Below are 18,865 nucleotides of genomic sequence, written 5' to 3'. Positions count from 1 at the left end.
AGATTGCAACTCCCTGGCCAATTTATAATAATTAAATAACGGCAGAAATTTATTCTCTATTAGCGCTTATAAATCAGTGCAGGGCTTGCTATTCATTGAATATAGTATTTCTGTACGCTACAAGTTTTAACGTTTTTGCGCCCGGTACCAGCATGAGATCTCTGTGAAGAGGGCTCGGTACTAAAATTCGTTATTAATTTATTTTCGACTTGTGTATTTAAAAGGTTATTTATGAAAAAACATCTTTTAGCGATGGTAATAACTGCCATGGCGGCGAGCGGTATGACCTGCGCTGCGAATGCGGACACCACGACGGTCTCCGGCGGTACGGTGAATTTTACGGGGCAGGTTGTGAATGCCGCATGCTCCGTTTCCGCTGACTCTATCGATCAGACCGTAATCCTGAGCCAGGTTCGCACCAGCAAACTGACGGCATCTGGAATGGTTGCCAATCAGAAAGAAGATTTCTCAATCAAACTGGAGGACTGCGACACCACGGTCAGCCAGAATGCGGCGGTGATTTTTAATGGTCAGCAGGACAGCACGCTCGCGGGTTCGCTGGCGAATACCGCTGGCGCGGGTGCGGCGACTAACGTTGCGCTGCAGTTATATGGCCCGGATGGGCAGGTTCTGAATATCGGCGATACCTCCGGCACCATCACCCTGATTGATGGTGAAAACACCGTGCCGCTGAGCGTGGATTATGTCGCTACCGGCGCGGCCACGGCGGGTAACGTTGCGGCAACCGCGACCTTCAGTATGGTCTATTCCTGATTGGTATCCGCATCTCCTCCGTTGTTGTCAGCGGAGGGATGCATTTCATCTTCTCCCTGGTTATCAAATAATGAGTACGCGAATTACCCCGATTTTATTTTCGTTCTTGCTGCTGGCGGCGTTGGGAATGACTCAACTGGCCCATGCGGGTGGCATAGCGCTGGGTTCGACCCGAGTTATTTATCCGCAGGGCGATAAGCAGGTTTCTCTGCCGGTGATTAACTCTTCCAGCAATAATGTATTTTTAATCCAGTCGTGGGTGGCGAACGCCGATGGCGGCAGAAGCGCAGATTTTGTCGTTACCCCGCCGCTGTTCGTCATTCAGCCGGGAAAAGAAAATCTGCTGCGTATCATGTACGTTGGCCCCTCGTTGCCGACAGATCGCGAAAGCGTCTTTTATCTCAACAGTAAGGCCATCCCTTCGGTTAATAAAAGTAAGCTGGCGGCTAATTCACTGCAAATCGCCACGCAAAGCGTTATTAAACTGTTTATTCGCCCTAAACACTTGTCTGTTGCCTCGGTAGACGCGCCGGGAATGTTACGCTGTCAGCGTGCCGGTGACCGCCTGAGTATCGCCAATCCTTCCCCGTATTATGTCTCGCTGGTTGATATTCATGTGGGCGGGCAGAAATTAGCCAATGCGATGGTGCCGCCGAAAAGCGAGATAAACTTGCACGGCGGAACAGGGCAGGTGACTTTCCAGTCGATTAACGATTTCGGCGCCACCACGCCGCAGCAAACCTGTCTGAGCCAGTAAGATTGTGTTGAAACTCGATGTCGCCGCTCGCCAGTTGACGGTGGGTAGACTACCTGCGCTTATCAGCCTGGCTCTAATCTCGGCAAGCGTATGTACGCTGCCGCGCGGCTGGGCGGAAAACTATTTTAACCCTGCCTTTTTATCTGACGACCCGTCGAAAATCGCTGACCTGTCGCATTTTGAGGGTAACGGTCAGGCGCCGGGAGTTTATCGGGTCGATGTCTACCTTAATGGCGCATTGCTGACGACGCGCGATATCGCTTTTCGCGCGAACCCGCAAGCTACCGATGGCTCAGGTCTACGCGCCTGCCTGACGCCCGAAATGCTCAACGGCATGAACGTGAATATCAGCGCGTTTCCACCGTTGGCGAAGGCAAGCGTGGGGGACTGCGTCGATCTCGCGGCGGCGATCCCTGCCGCCTCCAGCGCTTTTGACTTTAATCAGCAGCGGCTGAATATCAGCGTTCCGCAGGCGGCGCTGAACACCCGGGCGCGGGGCTATATTCCGCCGCAAAACTGGGATGAAGGTATCAATGCATTGCTGCTCAACTATACGTTTACCGGCGCGAATAGCCGGGACCGTAGCGCTGGCGGCACCAATAGCGACAGCTACTTCCTGGGGCTTAACAGCGGCTTAAATCTTGGCGCCTGGCGTTTACGTGATTACTCGACATGGAACTACAACAGCGGTAATCAGCAGAATAAAAGCGACTTGCAGCACATCAGCACCTACGTTGAACGTGATGTAGCGAAGTTAAAAGGCGAACTGACGGCAGGCGACAGCTATACCCCTGCAGGCGTTTTCGATAGCCTGCCGTTTCGCGGGCTACAGCTGGCGTCTGATGACAATATGCTGCCGGACAGCATGAAAGGCTTCGCGCCGACTATCCACGGCATCGCGAAAAGCAATGCCCAGGTGACGATTCGCCAGAATGGCTACACCATCGACCAGCGCTATGTACCGCCTGGCGCCTTCACTATTGACGATCTCTATCCGACCTCCTCCAGCGGCGATCTCAACGTCGAGATCAAGGAGTCCGATGGCAGCATTTCCAGTTATAGCGTCCCTTATGCCGCCGTACCGGTTTTGCAACGCGAGGGGCGGGTGAAATACGCCGCCACCGCGGCGACCTATCGCGGCGATAGCAGCCAGAAGCGGGATGTGAGTTTCGGCCAGGCGACCCTGATGTGGGGGTTGCCCCACGGCTTTACGCTGTACGGCGGAACGCAGTTTGCCTCCGATTACCGCGCGCTGGCGCTGGGTACAGGGGCTAACTTCGGCGACTGGGGAGCGATTTCCGTCGATCTTACCCAGGCTTACAGCACTCTGGCGGATGAGAGCGAACATCAGGGACAATCGCTGCGCTTTTTATATGCCAAATCATTGAACGACCTGGGCACCCATTTTCAACTGTTGGGCTATCGCTACTCGACCTCTGGTTTTTATACGCTCGATGATACTGCGTGGAAGCGAATGTCAGGCTATAACGGCCAGCAGGACGACGACGGCGAGCGCGATGCCGGCGATGAATACAACCTCTACTACACCAAACGCGGCAAGGTGCAGGTCAATATCTCTCAGCAGTTCGGGCATTTTGGCTCGCTGTACATCACCGGCAGTCAACAGAGCTATTGGCACACCGATGAAAGCAATAAATTACTGCAAATTGGCTACAGCGACACGCTGGCCGGGGTCTCGTGGAGCCTGTCATATAGCAGCAGCCGCGCGCCCGGCGAGGAGGAACGCGACCAGGCTCTGGCGCTTAATATCTCGCTACCGCTCAGCCAGTGGCTTACCCACGGCGACGATATCACCCAGCGTCGTCATAACGTTTATGCGACGTTTTCCACCAGTAGCGATGGACACGGCGGCGTAACGCAAAATAGCGGTATCAGCGGCACGTTGTTGGATCAAAACAATCTGAGCTACAGCGTGCAGCAGGGCTACCAGAATCAGGGCGTTGGCGACAGCGGTTCCGCCAGCCTGGAATACGATGGCGCGAAGGGTAACCTGAATGTCGGCTACAACAACAGCAATCATGGCGATTATCGACAACTGAACTATGGCCTCAGCGGCGGCATGGTCGCGCATGCTCATGGTCTTACCCTCAGCCAGCCGTTGGGCGATACCAATGTTCTTATCGCCGTGCCGGGGGCTGGCAACGTTAATATCGAAGATCAGCCGGGGATCCACACCGATGGTCGCGGCTATGCGGTGGTGCCGTATGCCACGACCTATCGCCAGAACCGCATGGCGCTGGACGTTAATTCGCTAAAAGACGATGTCGATATTGATGATGCGGTGATCAATGTCGTTCCCACCCAAGGGGCGCTGGTGCTGGCGAACTTTACCGCTCGAATCGGCGAGCGCGCGCTGTTGACGCTAAACCATGAAGGAAAACCGCTACCGTTCGGCGCCACGGTCACTATTGCTGGCGCGCCTGAAGAAGGCATCGTTGGCGACGACGGTGAAGTGTATCTTTCCGGCCTTAGCCCGCAGGGCACGCTGAAAGCGCAGTGGGGGCCGCAGCCTGACCAACAATGCCTCACTCATTATCATCTCCCCGACGTGAGCCAACCGCTGGCGCGTCAGCATCTGGAATGTCGCTAAATGAAGCCTGTCTCTTTTCTTGTTCTGTTCATGGGGTTGCTGCTGGCCCGCGGTAGTCTGGCAGCCATTTGCCAGAATACCAATGGCTCGCCTGCGACGGTCGATTATGACCTGACGACGACGCTGACGGCAGCGCAAAATCAGGCCGGTTCGACCACTCAGCTGAGTAAAAACCAGGATGTAAACGTGCAGGCGATTTGCCCTGCGGGTTCTTCAGATTCCGGGCGGACGTTTCGTTCGTATGTCGCTTCTTCATCGATAGTGGAAACCAACGGCGACTGGAAATATATGCAGCTGGACGGCACCTATCTTGAAGGGGCGATGCGCATCGAAGACTCGGCGGCAGGGGAATTTTATCCGCCGATTGATTATGTCTATATGGGTTATGACGCCAACGTTAACAATGGCTCACCATTCCCGGTACATGATTCAAACCTGGTATTTCAGCTTAAGGTGGTTAAACCATTTATTGGCACGGTAAATATCGAACCGAAGACCATGTTTAACGTTTATGTCACCACCACCGGGGATGATCCGCTGAGTACCGTGGTATACAGCATTGTCTACAGCGGCAGCGTGACCGTGCCGCAAAGCTGCGAGATTAACGCTGGGCAAACCATCCTCGTTGATTTTGGCTCACTGTACAGCGGCGGTTTCAATCGCGTCGGAGAAAAACCAACCGGTGTCCGTAATAAAAGATTCACCGTGCCGGTGAAGTGCAGTGGGGTGGATTCACAGGTTAGCCTGAGTCTGCGGTTGATAGCCACCGCCGATAGCCACTTAAGCCAGGCTATCGCCACCGATAATCCTGATGTTGGCGTGGTGGTCGAAAGCAGCGATGGCACGGTATTAACACCCAATGACGCCAGCAGCGTCGAGCCTTTTACTACCGATGAAAACGGACAGGCGACCCTTTCCCTGCAAGCGTATCCGGTCAGCACCACCGGCCAGACGCCGGCGGAAGGCGCTTTTACCGCGTTGGCTAACTTACGGGTGGATTTCGATTAATGCGCCTGTTTCAGTACTTTATCTTACTTATCCTGCTGTGCGGTAACGGCTGCTACGCCGACGATAGCGGTTACAACCTGGAATTTACCGGCACGATTGTCGCGCAAACCTGCGATGTCGAAATTTCCAGCCTCAGCCAGAGTATCGATTTAGGTCAGTTCTCGGTGGAGGATTTCCCCTCTACCGGTACGACGACGAAGTTCAAGCCGTTCAACATCAATCTAAAAAACTGCTCGCGGGGCATTACCGGCAGCAAAATCTGGTTTACCGGCACTGCCGACAGCGACAACCCGGCGCTACTGGCGCTGAGTGACACCGGGATGGGTAGCGAAAAAATGCTGGCTGGCGGCGTTGGCGTGGAGATCCTTGATGAGGACCAGGATGCCGTCAGCATCAATAACACCAGCTCGGTAGTCTATCCGCTGAAAACGGGCCGCAACACCTTATCGTTTTATATCCGCTACAAATCTACCCGACCAACCGTGACCTCCGGCAATGCGACGGCGGTGATGTATTTCGATCTGCAATATGAATAGGCGCGCGGCAATGATCAAACAACTGTGCTTCTGCTGTGGGCTTCTTCTGGCGGTAAGCGGCGCGCTGGCGCATGACGGGAGGGTTTATGTGACGGGAACGATTACCGACAACACCTGCACGCTGTCGCCGGATTCCGAAAACATTCAGGTCGATATGGGAACCGTCAGCAACCGCCAGTTTTATCAAACGGGGGCCGGCGCGGAATGGCAGCCATTTTCAATCACGCTGCAAAATTGCGGTAGCACCGCCAGCGGCGTAACGCTGAGCTTTAACGGCGTCAGCGACTCGCAAAGCGGCGACCTTTTCGCATTGGATAGTGGAGCGAACGCGGCCTCTGGTATCGGGATTGCGTTATACGACAAGAACAAACAACAGATCGCGCCGGGGGCGCAAAGCGATGTGCAGGCGCTAAGCGCGGGCGCTGCGTCCCAACGTTTACAGTTTTATGCCCGCTATGTGGCTGATGGCGCCCCGGTGGCGCCGGGTGTAGCCGATGCTTCCGCGACTTTTGTGCTGAGTTATGAATAGACGACTTTTCTGCTGGTTTTGGCTCTGGCTGTTGCCCTTTGGAATAGGTCATGCGGGCGTGGTGATTGGCGGCACGCGTTTTATTTATCACGCTGAGCGGACGACGCTGAGCGTTCCGCTACGCAATACCTCTGAGAGCGACTGGCTGGTGGACAGCCACGTGCTGAGCGGTGGACGCTGGCCAGGCGCTGATAATTTGTCACCCCGTAAACAGCCATTCGTGGTCACGCCGCCGCTCTTCTTATTGCGCGCAGGGCAGGAGAACACGCTGCGTGTCGCGTGGAGCGGCGAGGCGCTGGCGCAGGATCATGAAACTTTGTTCACCCTGAGTATTGCCGCTATTCCATCGGGAAAAACCGGCGTCAATAGCGTGCAGATGGCCTTTCGCTCGGCGTTAAAGCTGATTTATCGGCCCGTAGGGCTAACCGGCGATCCGCAGCAGGCTTATCGCCAATTAGCCTGGAACTTAACGGCGGATGGTCTGACGGTACGCAATGCCGGGCCCTACTACGTCACCCTCTTTTCAACCCGCGTCAACGGTGCGCCTATAGACGACGCGGGGGTGGTCGCGCCCTTTTCTACCCGCCGCACGTCGTGGTGTCGACAGGTGACACGCTGCGTCGTGCGCTGGCAAAGTCTCAACGATGCGGGAGGGGTAATGCCGCCGGTTACGGTAACGGCGCAACGATGATGACGATTTTACTCAGCCCCTGTGGGCATCCCCTGAACTTAATAATGAGAGCTCAATAATGCGCAAACTTTCCTGTAAATTGGCGGTGTGCATGGCGCTTGGCGGCGTCATCTCTTTTTCCGTACTGGCGGCGAATACCACTCCAGCTGCCAGCGATATTGGACCGGCCGCGGAAGCCTATATCGCCAGCCATCCTGATAAAGTCGGCGAAGCGGTGGCGACGTATCTGGCGGATCATCCGGAATTCCTGATTGCCGCCAGCGAAACGCTACATCAGCGCCAGCAGGTCGCCCAGAAGCAGGCTTATGCGCAGCTGGCGCTGCAGTACCGCTCTGAACTGCTGAGCGATAGCTCTCCCTCCGTTGGCCCGGCGGATGCCAAAGCAGCGGTGGTGATGTTTTTTGATTACCAGTGTTCCTGGTGCAGCAAGATGTCGCCCGTGGTGGAGGAGCTCGTGAAATCCAATCCTGACACGCGTTTTATCTTTAAAGAGTTCCCGATTTTTTCATCCCGCTGGCCGGTGTCAGGTCTGGCGGCGAGGGTCGGTGAACAAGTGTGGTTGAAGGATGGCGGCACGAAATATTTGGCCTGGCATAATGCGCTGTACGCTACCGGCAAAGTGGAGGGGCAGTTAACCGAGCAGGATGTTTACGCGCTGGCGTCGCATTATCTCACCCAGCCGCAAATGACGGCGGTAAAAACCGCCGAGCAGAGCGGGGCGGTGCATGACGCGCTGATGAGCAATCAGGCGCTGGCTCAACATATGAACTTTTCCGGTACTCCGGCTTTTGTGGTCATGCCGCAGGCTGCCGCTCCGGACGCCGGTCGTATCTCGGTAGTGCCGGGCAGTACGTCGCAGGATGCGTTGCAGATGGCGATTCAGAAAGCTAAAGGCTAAGTCTCAGCGACCGGGGCGCGGTTCCCGGTTATCTGCTTCCTCCGACCGAGGATTTCGCGTATGCAATTCAAGAAACGCTGGTTAGGGCTGGCGGCCATTTCACTGTTCACGATCGGCGGCGTGCGGGCGCACACTGTCGGTAATATCCAATTTTTTGGCAACGTAGTTACTGAAAGCTGCTGGAACGAAACGGAAAGTAGCGAGATTTTTTGCCAGCGCGCCGATCGCATCGAACGCCACGTGATTGTGGAAAATATCACGACTTCGCTGGCCTCAGCTTACGCGACGGTGGAAAAAAGCTATCTCGATACCGACAAGCAGCTCACCCTGCTACGGGTGGTCTATGATTAACGAGAGGCGCTTATAGCTCGGAAAAAATGAGTGTAATGGCAACTTAAATCTGATTTTTTCGATGTGTTAGCGGTTGTATCATACTTTTATCGAGTTATTGACCAACAAGGTGAGAGTAAAAGTGAAACATCTGCAACGATTTTTCAGTAGCGATGCTTCCGGGGGCATTATCTTAATCTGCGCCGCTGCGCTGGCGATGATGATGGCCAATAGCGGCGTCACCAGCGGTCTGTATCATGCTTTTTTGGAAACGCCGGTACAGCTGCGCGTCGGTGCGCTGGAAATTAACAAAAACATGCTGTTGTGGATCAACGATGCGCTAATGGCGGTGTTTTTCCTGTTAATTGGTCTGGAGGTTAAGCGTGAGATGATCCAGGGGGCGCTTGCCAGTCGCCGTCAGGCGGTGTTCCCGGTGGTTGCCGCGATTGGCGGCATGGTGGTGCCTGCGCTTATCTACTTAGCCTTCAATGCCCAGGATCCCGTTGCGCGGGAAGGGTGGGCGATCCCGGCGGCGACAGATATCGCCTTCGCGCTTGGCGTTTTGGCGCTATTAGGCAACCGTGTACCAACGGCGCTGAAAATTTTCCTGATGGCGCTGGCTATCATCGATGACCTTGGGGCGATCGTTATTATTGCGCTGTTTTATACCAACGATCTATCGGTGCTATCGCTGGCCGTCGCCGCAGGCGCGATTGTGGTGCTGACGGCGCTTAATCTGAGCGGCGTGCGGCGCACCGGTATCTATATACTGGTAGGCGCGGTGCTGTGGACGGCGGTACTGAAATCCGGCGTACATGCGACCCTGGCGGGGGTTATCGTCGGTTTTATGATTCCGTTGAAGGAGCAGAATGGCAAATCGCCAGCGAAGCAGCTTGAACATGTGCTGCATCCGTGGGTCGCGTTTCTTATCCTGCCGCTGTTTGCTTTTGCCAATGCCGGGGTTTCGCTGCAGGGCGTCACATTCGCGGGGCTGACCTCACTGCTGCCGCTGGGGATTATCGCCGGGCTGTTTGTCGGTAAGCCGCTTGGCATCAGCCTGTTCTGCTGGCTGGCGCTGAAGTTTAAGTGGGCCTCGCTGCCGCCAGGAACCCGCTTCCCGCAGATTATGGCGGTCGGCGTACTGTGCGGAATCGGCTTCACCATGTCGATTTTCATCGCCACGCTCGCTTTTAGCAGCGTGGATCCCGGATTGATCAACTGGGCTAAGCTGGGCATTCTGATAGGGTCTATCCTGTCTGCCGTCATCGGCTACATGATTCTGCGTAAGCGCGAAACGGATCTTACTCACAGCGTGTAACTTCATCGGGAGGGCCTGTGGGCTCTCCCGGACATATCAGGGAGGGATGCATGTCGCATATCAATTACAACCATTTGTACTACTTTTGGCACGTCTACCGTGAAGGCTCGGTCGTCGGCGCCGCCGAGGCGCTCTATTTGACGCCGCAGACGATCACCGGGCAAATAAAAGCGCTGGAAGAGCGACTGCAGGGAAAGCTCTTTAAACGCAAAGGGCGAGGTCTGGAACCGAGCGAATTGGGTGAGCTGGTATTTCGCTACGCGGATCGCATGTTTACGCTGAGCCAGGAGATGCTCGATATCGTCAATTACCGCAAAGAGTCGAACCTGCTATTTGATGTCGGCGTCGCTGATGCGCTTTCCAAGCGGTTAGTGAGCGGCGTGCTGGATGCGGCAGTAGTGGAAGATGAGCAAATTCATCTGCGCTGTTTTGAATCCACCCACGAGATGCTGCTGGAGCAACTGAGCCAGCATAAGCTGGATATGATTATCTCCGATTGCCCAATTGACTCTACTCAGCAGGAAGGGCTGTTCTCGGTGAAAATCGGCGAGTGCGGGGTCAGCTTCTGGTGTATGAATCCGCCGCCGGAAAAAGCGTTTCCCGCCTGTCTTGAGGAGCGTCGCCTGCTTATTCCCGGCCGTCGTTCAATGCTCGGGCGCAAGCTGCTGAACTGGTTTAATTCGCAGGGGCTACAGGTGGAAATTCTCGGCGAGTTCGACGATGCGGCGCTCATGAAAGCCTTCGGCGCGGCGCACAACGCGATTTTTGTGGCGCCAACCCTCTATGCTCACGATTTTTATGCCGATGAGTCGATTGTGGAAATCGGGCGCATGGAGAACGTGATGGAGGAGTATCACGCTATTTTTGCCGAACGAATGATTCAGCATCCTGCGGTACAGCGTATCTGCAATCGCGATTATTCATCGCTGTTTGCGCAGCCGCAAAGTTAAGCGCGACTATGGCCGGCAGAGGTCGGCCCAGACGAACAACAGACATAAAAAAACCCGCTTTCGCGGGTTTCTTTAACAAAGTTCAGCAAGCGGGCGATTAAGCCAGTTTGTTGATCTGTGCAGTCAGGTTTGCTTTATGACGCGCAGCTTTGTTTTTGTGGATCAGACCTTTAGCAGCCTGACGGTCCACGATTGGTTGCATTTCGTTAAATGCTTTCAGTGCAGCAGCTTTGTCGCCAGCTTCGATAGCTGCGTATACTTTCTTGATGAAAGTACGCATCATAGAGCGACGGCTTGCGTTGTGCTTGCGAGCCTTTTCAGACTGAACGGCGCGCTTCTTAGCTGATTTGATATTAGCCAAGGTCCAACTCCCAAATGTGTTCTATATGGACAATTCAAAGGCCGAGGAATATGCCCGTTTAGCCTTCTTTTGTCAATGGATTTGTGCAAATAAGCGCCGTTTAAGATAACGAGGCTTCATTACGTAGTGATGGCGCAAGATTCTACCAGCTTGTTGTAGTCGAATACAGTCTTTCCACCATAAAAATCGACGGCCGCGTATAGTTTTTCCTGCATTCTTACGCTGAGTGAATGAATTAGCAGGATCTTTCGTAATCGAGGTGCAATCGCTGGTTAACGTCGCCTGTTGTACAAGGTATACTCGGACGATTTTCACTGTTTTGAGCCAGACATGAAGCTGATACGCGGCATACATAATCTCAGTCAGGCCCCGCACGGGTGCGTGCTGACCATTGGAAATTTCGACGGCGTGCATCGCGGGCATCAGGCGCTGCTGCAGCGCCTGCGCGCAGAGGGCCGCCAGCTCGGTCTGCCGGTTGTGGTGATGATTTTTGAGCCGCAGCCGCTGGAGCTGTTTGCCGCCGATAAAGCGCCGGCGCGGATCACGCGGCTGCGTGAAAAGCTGGGTTACCTGGCGGAAAGCGGCGTCGACTACGTGCTGTGTGTCCGTTTCGACCGGCGTTTCGCCGCGCTGACGGCGCAAGATTTTATCAGCGAACTGCTGGTGCGCCAGCTTGGCGTGCAGTTCCTTGCCGTGGGGGATGATTTCCGCTTTGGCGCTGGTCGTCAGGGGGATTTCTTGTTATTACAGAAGGCAGGGGCGGAGTACGGTTTTGACGTCACCAGCACTCAGACCTTCTGTGAAGGTGGCGTACGTATTAGCAGCACCGCGGTGCGTCAGGCGCTGGCCGACGATGACCTCGCGCAGGCGGAAAACCTGCTGGGGCATCCGTTTACCATCTCTGGTCGCGTCGTCCACGGCGATGAGCTGGGGCGCACCATAGGTTTCCCGACGGCGAACTTACCGCTGCGTCGTCAGGTTTCCCCGGTTAAAGGGGTCTTTGCGGTAGAAGTGGCAGGGCTCGGCGATAAGCCATTACCCGGCGTCGCCAACATTGGCACTCGTCCAACGGTCTCCGGCGTGCGGCAGCAGCTGGAAGTTCACCTTCTGGACGTTGTAATGGACCTCTACGGTCGCCATATAGATGTAATACTGCGTAAAAAAATACGTAACGAGCAGCGTTTTGCGTCGCTGGATGAGCTAAAAGCGCAAATCGCACGAGATGAGTTAACGGCCCGCGAGTACTTTGGGCTCACCAGGCAGGGATAATCCTACTGGTATTTATCAAACCGAAATAACGGAACCGAGAATCTGATGAGTGACTATAAATCCACCCTGAATTTGCCGGAAACAGGGTTCCCGATGCGTGGCGATCTCGCCAAACGCGAACCGGGAATGCTGGCGCGTTGGACCGATGATGACCTGTACGGCATCATCCGTGCGGCGAAAAAAGGCAAAAAAACCTTCATTCTGCATGATGGCCCTCCTTATGCGAATGGCAGCATTCATATTGGTCACTCGGTTAACAAGATTCTGAAAGACATTATCGTTAAGTCCAAAGGACTGACGGGTTTTGACTCGCCGTACGTTCCGGGTTGGGACTGCCACGGTCTGCCGATCGAACTGAAAGTCGAGCAGCAATACGGTAAGCCGGGCGAGAAATTCACCGCTGCAGAATTCCGCGCCAAGTGCCGTGAATATGCCGCCGAGCAGATCGACGGCCAGCGTAAAGACTTTATCCGCCTGGGCGTACTGGGCGACTGGTCGCGTCCGTACCTGACCATGGACTTCAAAACTGAAGCCAATATCATCCGCGCGCTGGGTAAAATCATCGGCAACGGTCACCTGCATAAAGGCGCTAAGCCGGTTCACTGGTGCGTTGACTGCCGTTCCGCGCTGGCGGAAGCGGAAGTGGAGTATTATGACAAAACGTCTCCGTCTATCGATGTGGCGTTCCACGCGGTAGATAAAGCCGCGGTACTGGCCAAATTCGGCGTAGCCGACGTCACTGGCCCGGTTTCGCTAGTTATCTGGACCACGACGCCGTGGACCCTGCCGGCTAACCGCGCCATCTCTCTGTCGCCTGAGTTCGACTATGCGCTGGTACAGGTTGACGGTCAGGCGCTGATCCTGGCGAAAGACCTGGTTGAAAGCGTGATGCAGCGCATTGGCGTGGCGGATTACACCATCCTGGCGGCGGTACAAGGTTCCGAACTTGAACTGATGCGCTTCAAGCATCCGTTCCTCGATTTTGACGTGCCGGCTATCCTTGGCGACCACGTGACGTTGGACGCGGGTACCGGTGCGGTGCATACCGCCGGCGGCCACGGTCCGGACGACTACACTATCAGCCAGAAATACGGTCTGGAAATCGCCAACCCGGTTGGCCCGGACGGTTCTTACCTGCCAGGTACTTACCCGTCTCTGGACGGTATCAACGTCTTCAAAGCCAACGACATCATCGTTGAGATGCTGCGTGACAGCGGCGCGCTGCTGCACGTGGAAAAAATGCAGCACAGCTATCCGTGCTGCTGGCGCCACAAATCGCCGATCATCTTCCGCGCCACCCCGCAGTGGTTCGTCAGCATGGATCAGAAAGGCCTGCGCGCGCAGTCTCTGAAAGAGATCAAAGGCGTGCAGTGGATCCCGGACTGGGGCCAGGCGCGTATCGAATCGATGGTAGCCAACCGTCCTGACTGGTGTATCTCCCGTCAGCGTACCTGGGGCGTGCCGATGTCGCTGTTCGTGCATAAAGAAACTCACGAGCTGCATCCGCGTACCCTCGAACTGATGGAAGAAGTGGCGAAACGCGTTGAAGTTGACGGCATCCAGGCATGGTGGGATCTCGATTCCCGCGACATCCTGGGCGATGACGCCGACAGCTACGAAAAAGTGCCGGATACCCTCGACGTGTGGTTTGACTCCGGGTCTACCCACTCTTCGGTGGTTGATGTGCGTCCGGAATTCGCCGGTCACGCCGCGGACATGTATCTGGAAGGCTCCGATCAGCATCGCGGCTGGTTCATGTCTTCGCTGATGATCTCCACGGCAATGAAAGGCAAAGCGCCATATCGTCAGGTACTGACCCACGGCTTCACCGTCGACGGTCAGGGCCGCAAAATGTCCAAGTCTATCGGTAACACCGTTAGCCCGCAGGACGTGATGAACAAACTGGGCGCCGATATTCTGCGTCTGTGGGTGGCTTCCACCGACTACACCGGCGAAATGGCGGTCTCCGATGAGATCCTCAAACGCGCCGCGGACAGCTATCGTCGTATCCGTAACACCGCGCGCTTCCTGCTGGCGAACCTTAACGGTTTCGATCCGGCAAAAGACATGGTCAAACCGGAAGAGATGGTCGTTCTGGATCGCTGGGCGGTCGGCTGCGCGCAGGCGGCTCAGGAAGATATCCTCAAAGCCTACGAATCCTACGATTTCCACGAAGTGGTGCAGCGCCTGATGCGCTTCTGCTCCATCGAGATGGGTTCGTTCTACCTCGATATTATCAAGGACCGCCAGTACACCGCGAAAGCGGACAGCGTGGCGCGCCGCAGCTGCCAGACCGCGCTGTTCCACATTGTGGAAGCGTTGGTGCGCTGGATGGCGCCGATCATGTCCTTCACCGCGGACGAAATCTGGGGCTACCTGCCGGGCGAGCGTGAAAAATACGTCTTTACCGGCGAGTGGTATGAAGGCCTGTTCGGCCTGGCCGACGACGAAGCGATGAACGACGGTTTCTGGGATGAACTGCTGAAAGTGCGCGGCGAAGTCAACAAGGTGATTGAGCAGGCGCGTGCGGACAAGAAAGTTGGCGGTTCTCTGGAAGCGGCGGTTACGCTGTATGCCGATGCCGAACTGGCGGCCAAGCTCAACGCGCTGGGCGAAGAATTGCGATTTGTCCTGTTGACCTCCGGCGCTAACGTTGCCGATTATGCACAGGCGCCGGCTGATGCCTGGCAGAGCGATCTGCTGAAAGGGCTGAAAGTGGTCCTGAGCAAAGCCGAAGGCGAGAAATGCCCACGCTGCTGGCATTACACCAGCGACGTCGGCAAGGTGGCGGAACACGCGGAAATCTGCGGTCGCTGTGTCAGTAACGTCGCCGGTGACGGCGAGCAACGTAAATTCGCCTGATGAGTAAATCGATCTGTTCAACGGGGCTACGCTGGCTGTGGGTCGTCGTAGCCGTGCTGATTATCGATCTGGGCAGCAAATTCCTGATCCTCCAGAACTTCGCTCTGGGGGAGACGGTATCGCTGTTTCCATCGCTTAATCTGCATTATGCGCGCAACTACGGCGCGGCTTTTAGCTTCCTCGCCGATAGCGGCGGCTGGCAGCGCTGGTTCTTCGCCGGGATTGCGGTCGGCATCTGTGTGGTGTTGACGGTGCTGATGTACCGTTCGAAGGCGACGCAAAAGCTGAACAACATTGCCTACGCGCTGATCATTGGCGGCGCGTTAGGGAATTTGTTCGACCGCCTGTGGCACGGCTTTGTGGTCGATATGATCGACTTTTACGTCGGCGACTGGCATTTCGCCACCTTCAACCTTGCCGATAGCGCCATCTGCATCGGCGCGGCGCTGATTGTGCTGGAAGGTTTCTTGCCTTCCAGTGATAAAAAAACAGCATAAAAAATTGCCGGATGGCGACGCTAAAGCGTCTTATCCGGCCTACAGTATACATCGGCCCTTATTGCCCGGTAAGCGCAGCGCCACCGGGCAACAAGTGGCGGTAATGTAAAAGAGCAAACCTGCATGTCTAACTCTGTACAGAGCAACAGCGCGGTGCTGGTGCACTTCACGCTAAAACTGGATGATGGCTCCACCGCCGAGTCCACGCGCGGCAACGGTAAACCGGCGCTGTTTCGTCTCGGCGACGCCTCGCTTTCCGAAGGGCTGGAACAGCATCTGCTGGGGTTGAAAGCCGGCGATAAAACCACTTTCTCGCTGGAACCTGACGCCGCATTCGGCGTACCGACTCCGGACCTGATCCAATATTTCTCTCGCCGCGAGTTTATCGACGCCGGCGAGCCGGAAATTGGCGCAATTATGCTCTTTACCGCAATGGATGGCAGCGAAATGCCCGGCGTGATCCGCGAAGTGAACGGCGACTCTATTACCGTTGATTTCAACCATCCGCTGGCCGGGCGCACCGTTCATTTTGATATTGAAGTGCTGGAAGTCGATCCGGCGCTGGAGGGGTAAGATGCAGATCCTGTTGGCTAACCCGCGCGGTTTTTGCGCCGGCGTTGACCGCGCTATCAGCATTGTCGAAAACGCGCTGACGCTGTACGGCGCGCCAATCTACGTACGTCACGAAGTCGTCCATAACCGCTACGTCGTCGATAGCCTGCGTCAGCGTGGAGCGATTTTTATCGAACAGATTAGCGAAGTGCCGGACGGCGCGATCCTGATTTTCTCTGCTCACGGCGTTTCACAGGCGGTACGCAATGAAGCGAAGAGTCGTGACCTGACGGTTTTCGACGCCACCTGTCCGCTGGTGACCAAAGTCCATATGGAAGTCGCCCGCGCCAGCCGCCGCGGCGAAGAGTCGATCCTGATCGGCCACGCCGGGCATCCGGAAGTTGAAGGCACCATGGGTCAGTACAATAACCCGGAAGGGGGCATGTACCTGGTTGAGTCGCCGGAAGATGTGCTGAAGCTGGAAGTGAAAAACGATGCCCGACTGTCGTTTATGACTCAGACCACGCTCTCCGTCGACGATACTTCTGACGTTATCGACGCGCTGCGCGAGCGCTTCCCGAAAATCGTCGGCCCGCGTAAAGACGATATTTGCTACGCCACGACTAACCGTCAGGAAGCCGTACGCGCGCTGGCGGAACAGGCTGACGTGGTGCTGGTAGTCGGTTCGAAAAACTCCTCTAACTCTAACCGTCTGGCCGAACTGGCGCAGCGGATGGGGAAAGCGGCTTATCTTATCGACGATGCCACCGATATTCAGGAACAGTGGGTGAAATCCGCTGCCTGCGTTGGAGTAACGGCGGGCGCGTCGGCCCCGGATATCCTGGTGCAGAACGTGATTGCCCGCCTGCAGGAGCTGGGCGGCGGTGAAGCGGTGCCGCTGGAAGGCCGTGAAGAGAATATCGTTTTTGAAGTGCCGAAAGAGCTGCGTGTGGATGTCCGTGAAGTAGAGTAAGTTCTTTCATCCATCAGTATGAGAAGATGCCAGACTTAACGTCTGGCATTTTTTTTGGGAGAAAACCATGCGCTTACCGATTATTCTCGACACCGATCCGGGTATTGACGACGCGGCGGCGATCGCCGCCGCGCTCTTCTCACCGCAGCTGGATTTGCAACTCATGACGACGGTCGCGGGTAATGTCTCGGTGGAGAAGACGACCCGCAATGCGCTGCAGTTGCTGCATTTCTGGAATGCTGATGTACCACTGGCGCAAGGGGCATCGATGCCGCTGGTGCGTCCGCTGCGCGATGCCGCCTCGGTGCACGGCGAATCCGGCATGGAGGGCTATGATTTCGTCGAGCATAACCGCCAGCCGCTGGCTAAACCGGCTTTTCAGGCAATTCGCGATGCGCTGATGCACGCGCCGGAACCCGTGACACTGGTGGCCATCGGCCCGCTAACCAATATTGCTCTGCTGATTACGCAGTATCCTGAGTGCCTGTTTAATATTCGTCGACTGGTGCTGATGGGCGGCTCGGCCGGTCGCGGCAACTTTACCCCTAACGCCGAGTTTAATATCGCCATCGATCCGGAAGCCGCCGCGAAAGTCTTCCAGAGTGGGTTGGACATTGTGATGTGCGGACTGGATGTCACCAATAAGGCGCTGCTGAGTGCGGACTATCTGGCAACCCTGCCGACGCTCAATCAAACCGGTAAAATGCTTCATGCGCTGTTTAGCCACTATCGCAGCGGCAGTATGAGCAGCGGCCTGAGAATGCACGATCTCTGCGCTATCGCGTGGTTGGTTCGCCCGGATCTATTTATGCTCAAACCCTGCTTTGTAGCGGTGGAGACGCAGGGGACCTGGACGGCCGGCACCACCGTGGTGGATATCGAAGGGCGTTTGGGACAACCGGCCAACGCCCAAGTGGCGCTGGATTTGGATATCACTGGTTTTCAACGTTGGGCGGCGGAGGTTTTCGCTCTCGCGCCGTGACAGGTAAAGCTAGTGTGAATCGACCACATTACACCATAACTCGCTCGCTTCATCCGTCCACATGAGTAGCAATAATGAAGCGAAGCGTTCAGCCGCCGCGGAAAGAGGACGGTTTTTAACGCGAATCATGCCAAGCGTGCGCCTGATGACCGGTTCAACCAGCGGCACGCTGACGACAGCGCTGTTAGCGTGATGCGGCATGGCCAGGCAGGGCAGAGCCGATATGCCAAGCCCCGCCTCGACCAGACCAAGAGAGGTGGATAAATGTCTGACTTCGTAAAACCAATCTAACCTCCACGGTTTATCCTGCAGGCAACTTTCAATAAGTTGCCGATTACCGCTTGAGCGTCTGACGCCAATTAATCTCTGCGAGACGAGCTCGCGCCATTCCACTAATTTTTTACTGGCGAGCGGATGATCCTGCCGGCAAGCCAGCACGAAGGGTTCGTTGACCAGCGGGCTAAATTCGATGTCGGGATGTGTGATGAAGTTCATATTTATTCCAAAATCGACTTCGCCTTTTCTCACCGAAGTCATGCAATTTTCTATACCTTGTTCATAAATTCGAACTTTGATGTGGGGATAGCGCTGATTAAATTGAACGATAGCACGTGGTAAAAAATAAAATACCGCCGTCGGGATACAAGAAAGCGTTACCGTATCATGCACATTCGAAGTCAGGTTGCTGATGTTGAAAATGGCGGCATCTAGGCTGGCAATCAGTGATTTCGCTTTAGGAAGAAGCATTTGTCCTGCCTGGGTGAGCATGATTTTTCGGGTGGTTCGTTCGAAAAGCGGGGTATTAAGATTACTTTCTATTTTCTGTATTTTTCGGGTTAGGGCGGGTTGCGTCAGGTTAAGAACTTCAGCGGCTTTGCTAAATGAACCCAGTTCGGCAACAGTGACAAAGGCTTTCATACCGGATAGTTCATTATTCATTGTTGCTCCGTAATCTGAGATGAATTAT

The 18,865-nt window shown here is 55.4% G+C and carries 19 protein-coding genes; 17 read left to right on the top strand and 2 right to left on the bottom strand.

The annotated features are described in order from the left end of the window. Positions 1–231: 231 nt before the first annotated feature. From ABLV78_RS21500 to nhaR, 11 genes are all read left to right on the top strand, one after another. Positions 232–774, top strand: coding sequence for a fimbrial protein BcfA (locus ABLV78_RS21500; protein ID WP_047043942.1), 543 nt, complete (start codon positions 232–234; stop codon positions 772–774). A gap of 70 nt (positions 775–844) precedes the next feature. Beyond that, positions 845–1,531 (top strand): fimbria/pilus periplasmic chaperone, encoded by a 687-nt coding sequence (locus tag ABLV78_RS21495; RefSeq protein WP_045395831.1) that lies wholly within the window; start codon positions 845–847, stop codon positions 1,529–1,531. Positions 1,532–1,538: 7 nt separating this feature from the next. Next, the gene (locus ABLV78_RS21490; RefSeq protein ID WP_165430691.1) at positions 1,539–4,142 is read left to right on the top strand and encodes a fimbrial biogenesis usher protein; all 2,604 of its coding nucleotides are present in this window, start codon (positions 1,539–1,541) and stop codon (positions 4,140–4,142) included. 30 nt (positions 4,143–4,172) lie between these two features. After that, complete coding sequence (locus ABLV78_RS21485) at positions 4,173–5,150, top strand: fimbrial protein BcfD (RefSeq protein WP_396280117.1); 978 nt, start codon at positions 4,173–4,175, stop codon at positions 5,148–5,150. After that, entirely contained in the window at positions 5,150–5,686 is a 537-nt protein-coding gene (locus tag ABLV78_RS21480; protein WP_047043949.1) for a fimbrial protein BcfE, read from the top strand. The genes ABLV78_RS21485 and ABLV78_RS21480 overlap by 1 nt, the downstream gene beginning before the upstream one ends. A 10-nt stretch (positions 5,687–5,696) precedes the next feature. Continuing rightward, positions 5,697–6,215: a fimbrial protein BcfF gene (locus ABLV78_RS21475; RefSeq protein WP_047043951.1), complete on the top strand. Its 519-nt coding sequence runs from the start codon at positions 5,697–5,699 to the stop codon at positions 6,213–6,215. Further along, positions 6,208–6,906 (top strand): pili/flagellar-assembly chaperone, encoded by a 699-nt coding sequence (locus ABLV78_RS21470; protein WP_047043953.1) that lies wholly within the window; start codon positions 6,208–6,210, stop codon positions 6,904–6,906. The genes ABLV78_RS21475 and ABLV78_RS21470 overlap by 8 nt, the downstream gene beginning before the upstream one ends. 58 nt (positions 6,907–6,964) lie before the next feature. Further along, a complete protein-coding gene (locus tag ABLV78_RS21465; protein ID WP_047043955.1) occupies positions 6,965–7,804 on the top strand; it encodes a DsbA family protein in 840 nt (279 codons plus the stop codon). Between the two features lie 60 nt (positions 7,805–7,864). Continuing rightward, positions 7,865–8,155, top strand: coding sequence for a hypothetical protein (locus ABLV78_RS21460; RefSeq protein ID WP_045395811.1), 291 nt, complete (start codon positions 7,865–7,867; stop codon positions 8,153–8,155). Between the two features lie 121 nt (positions 8,156–8,276). Beyond that, entirely contained in the window at positions 8,277–9,452 is a 1,176-nt protein-coding gene (gene nhaA / locus ABLV78_RS21455) for a Na+/H+ antiporter NhaA (RefSeq protein ID WP_047043958.1), read from the top strand. A 50-nt stretch (positions 9,453–9,502) separates the two neighbouring features. Further along, a complete protein-coding gene (nhaR, locus tag ABLV78_RS21450) occupies positions 9,503–10,402 on the top strand; it encodes a transcriptional activator NhaR (protein ID WP_045395806.1) in 900 nt (299 codons plus the stop codon). A 97-nt stretch (positions 10,403–10,499) separates the two neighbouring features. Here the strand turns inward: nhaR and rpsT are convergent, their stop codons facing one another. Continuing rightward, positions 10,500–10,763 carry a 30S ribosomal protein S20 gene (gene rpsT / locus ABLV78_RS21445; RefSeq protein WP_001518655.1) on the bottom strand — a complete coding sequence of 88 codons (264 nt, stop codon included), beginning with the start codon at positions 10,761–10,763 and terminating at the stop codon, positions 10,500–10,502. A 330-nt stretch (positions 10,764–11,093) separates the two neighbouring features. Here rpsT and ribF point away from each other — a divergent pair, with 330 nt between their 5' ends. The 6 genes from ribF to rihC all read left to right on the top strand — a co-directional run bounded on the left by ribF (position 11,094) and on the right by rihC (position 17,898). Beyond that, positions 11,094–12,032 (top strand): bifunctional riboflavin kinase/FAD synthetase, encoded by a 939-nt coding sequence (gene ribF / locus ABLV78_RS21440; RefSeq protein ID WP_045378895.1) that lies wholly within the window; start codon positions 11,094–11,096, stop codon positions 12,030–12,032. 45 nt (positions 12,033–12,077) lie between these two features. Continuing rightward, a complete protein-coding gene (gene ileS / locus ABLV78_RS21435; RefSeq protein ID WP_047043960.1) occupies positions 12,078–14,894 on the top strand; it encodes an isoleucine--tRNA ligase in 2,817 nt (938 codons plus the stop codon). Further along, on the top strand, positions 14,894–15,391 hold the full coding sequence (gene lspA / locus ABLV78_RS21430; RefSeq protein WP_045395800.1) for a signal peptidase II: 498 nt from the start codon (positions 14,894–14,896) through the stop codon (positions 15,389–15,391). The genes ileS and lspA overlap by 1 nt, the downstream gene beginning before the upstream one ends. Positions 15,392–15,514: 123 nt before the next feature. Next, on the top strand, positions 15,515–15,964 hold the full coding sequence (fkpB, locus tag ABLV78_RS21425) for an FKBP-type peptidyl-prolyl cis-trans isomerase (protein ID WP_047043962.1): 450 nt from the start codon (positions 15,515–15,517) through the stop codon (positions 15,962–15,964). Position 15,965: 1 nt separating this feature from the next. Continuing rightward, positions 15,966–16,916: a 4-hydroxy-3-methylbut-2-enyl diphosphate reductase gene (ispH, locus tag ABLV78_RS21420; protein ID WP_047043964.1), complete on the top strand. Its 951-nt coding sequence runs from the start codon at positions 15,966–15,968 to the stop codon at positions 16,914–16,916. A 67-nt stretch (positions 16,917–16,983) separates the two neighbouring features. Next, on the top strand, positions 16,984–17,898 hold the full coding sequence (rihC, locus tag ABLV78_RS21415) for a ribonucleoside hydrolase RihC (RefSeq protein WP_047043966.1): 915 nt from the start codon (positions 16,984–16,986) through the stop codon (positions 17,896–17,898). Between the two features lie 9 nt (positions 17,899–17,907). On the opposite strand, the gene ABLV78_RS21410 is transcribed toward rihC, so the two are convergent. After that, on the bottom strand, positions 17,908–18,837 hold the full coding sequence (locus tag ABLV78_RS21410; RefSeq protein ID WP_045395794.1) for a LysR family transcriptional regulator: 930 nt from the start codon (positions 18,835–18,837) through the stop codon (positions 17,908–17,910). Positions 18,838–18,865: the final 28 nt, after the last annotated feature.

It is taken from the genome of Klebsiella sp. CN_Kp075 (assembly GCF_040065055.2).
Taxonomy (GTDB): Bacteria; Pseudomonadota; Gammaproteobacteria; order Enterobacterales; family Enterobacteriaceae; genus Klebsiella; species Klebsiella aerogenes.
Note: the sequence above shows the minus strand (reverse complement) of the source record. Positions and strands in the feature narration are given on the sequence as shown.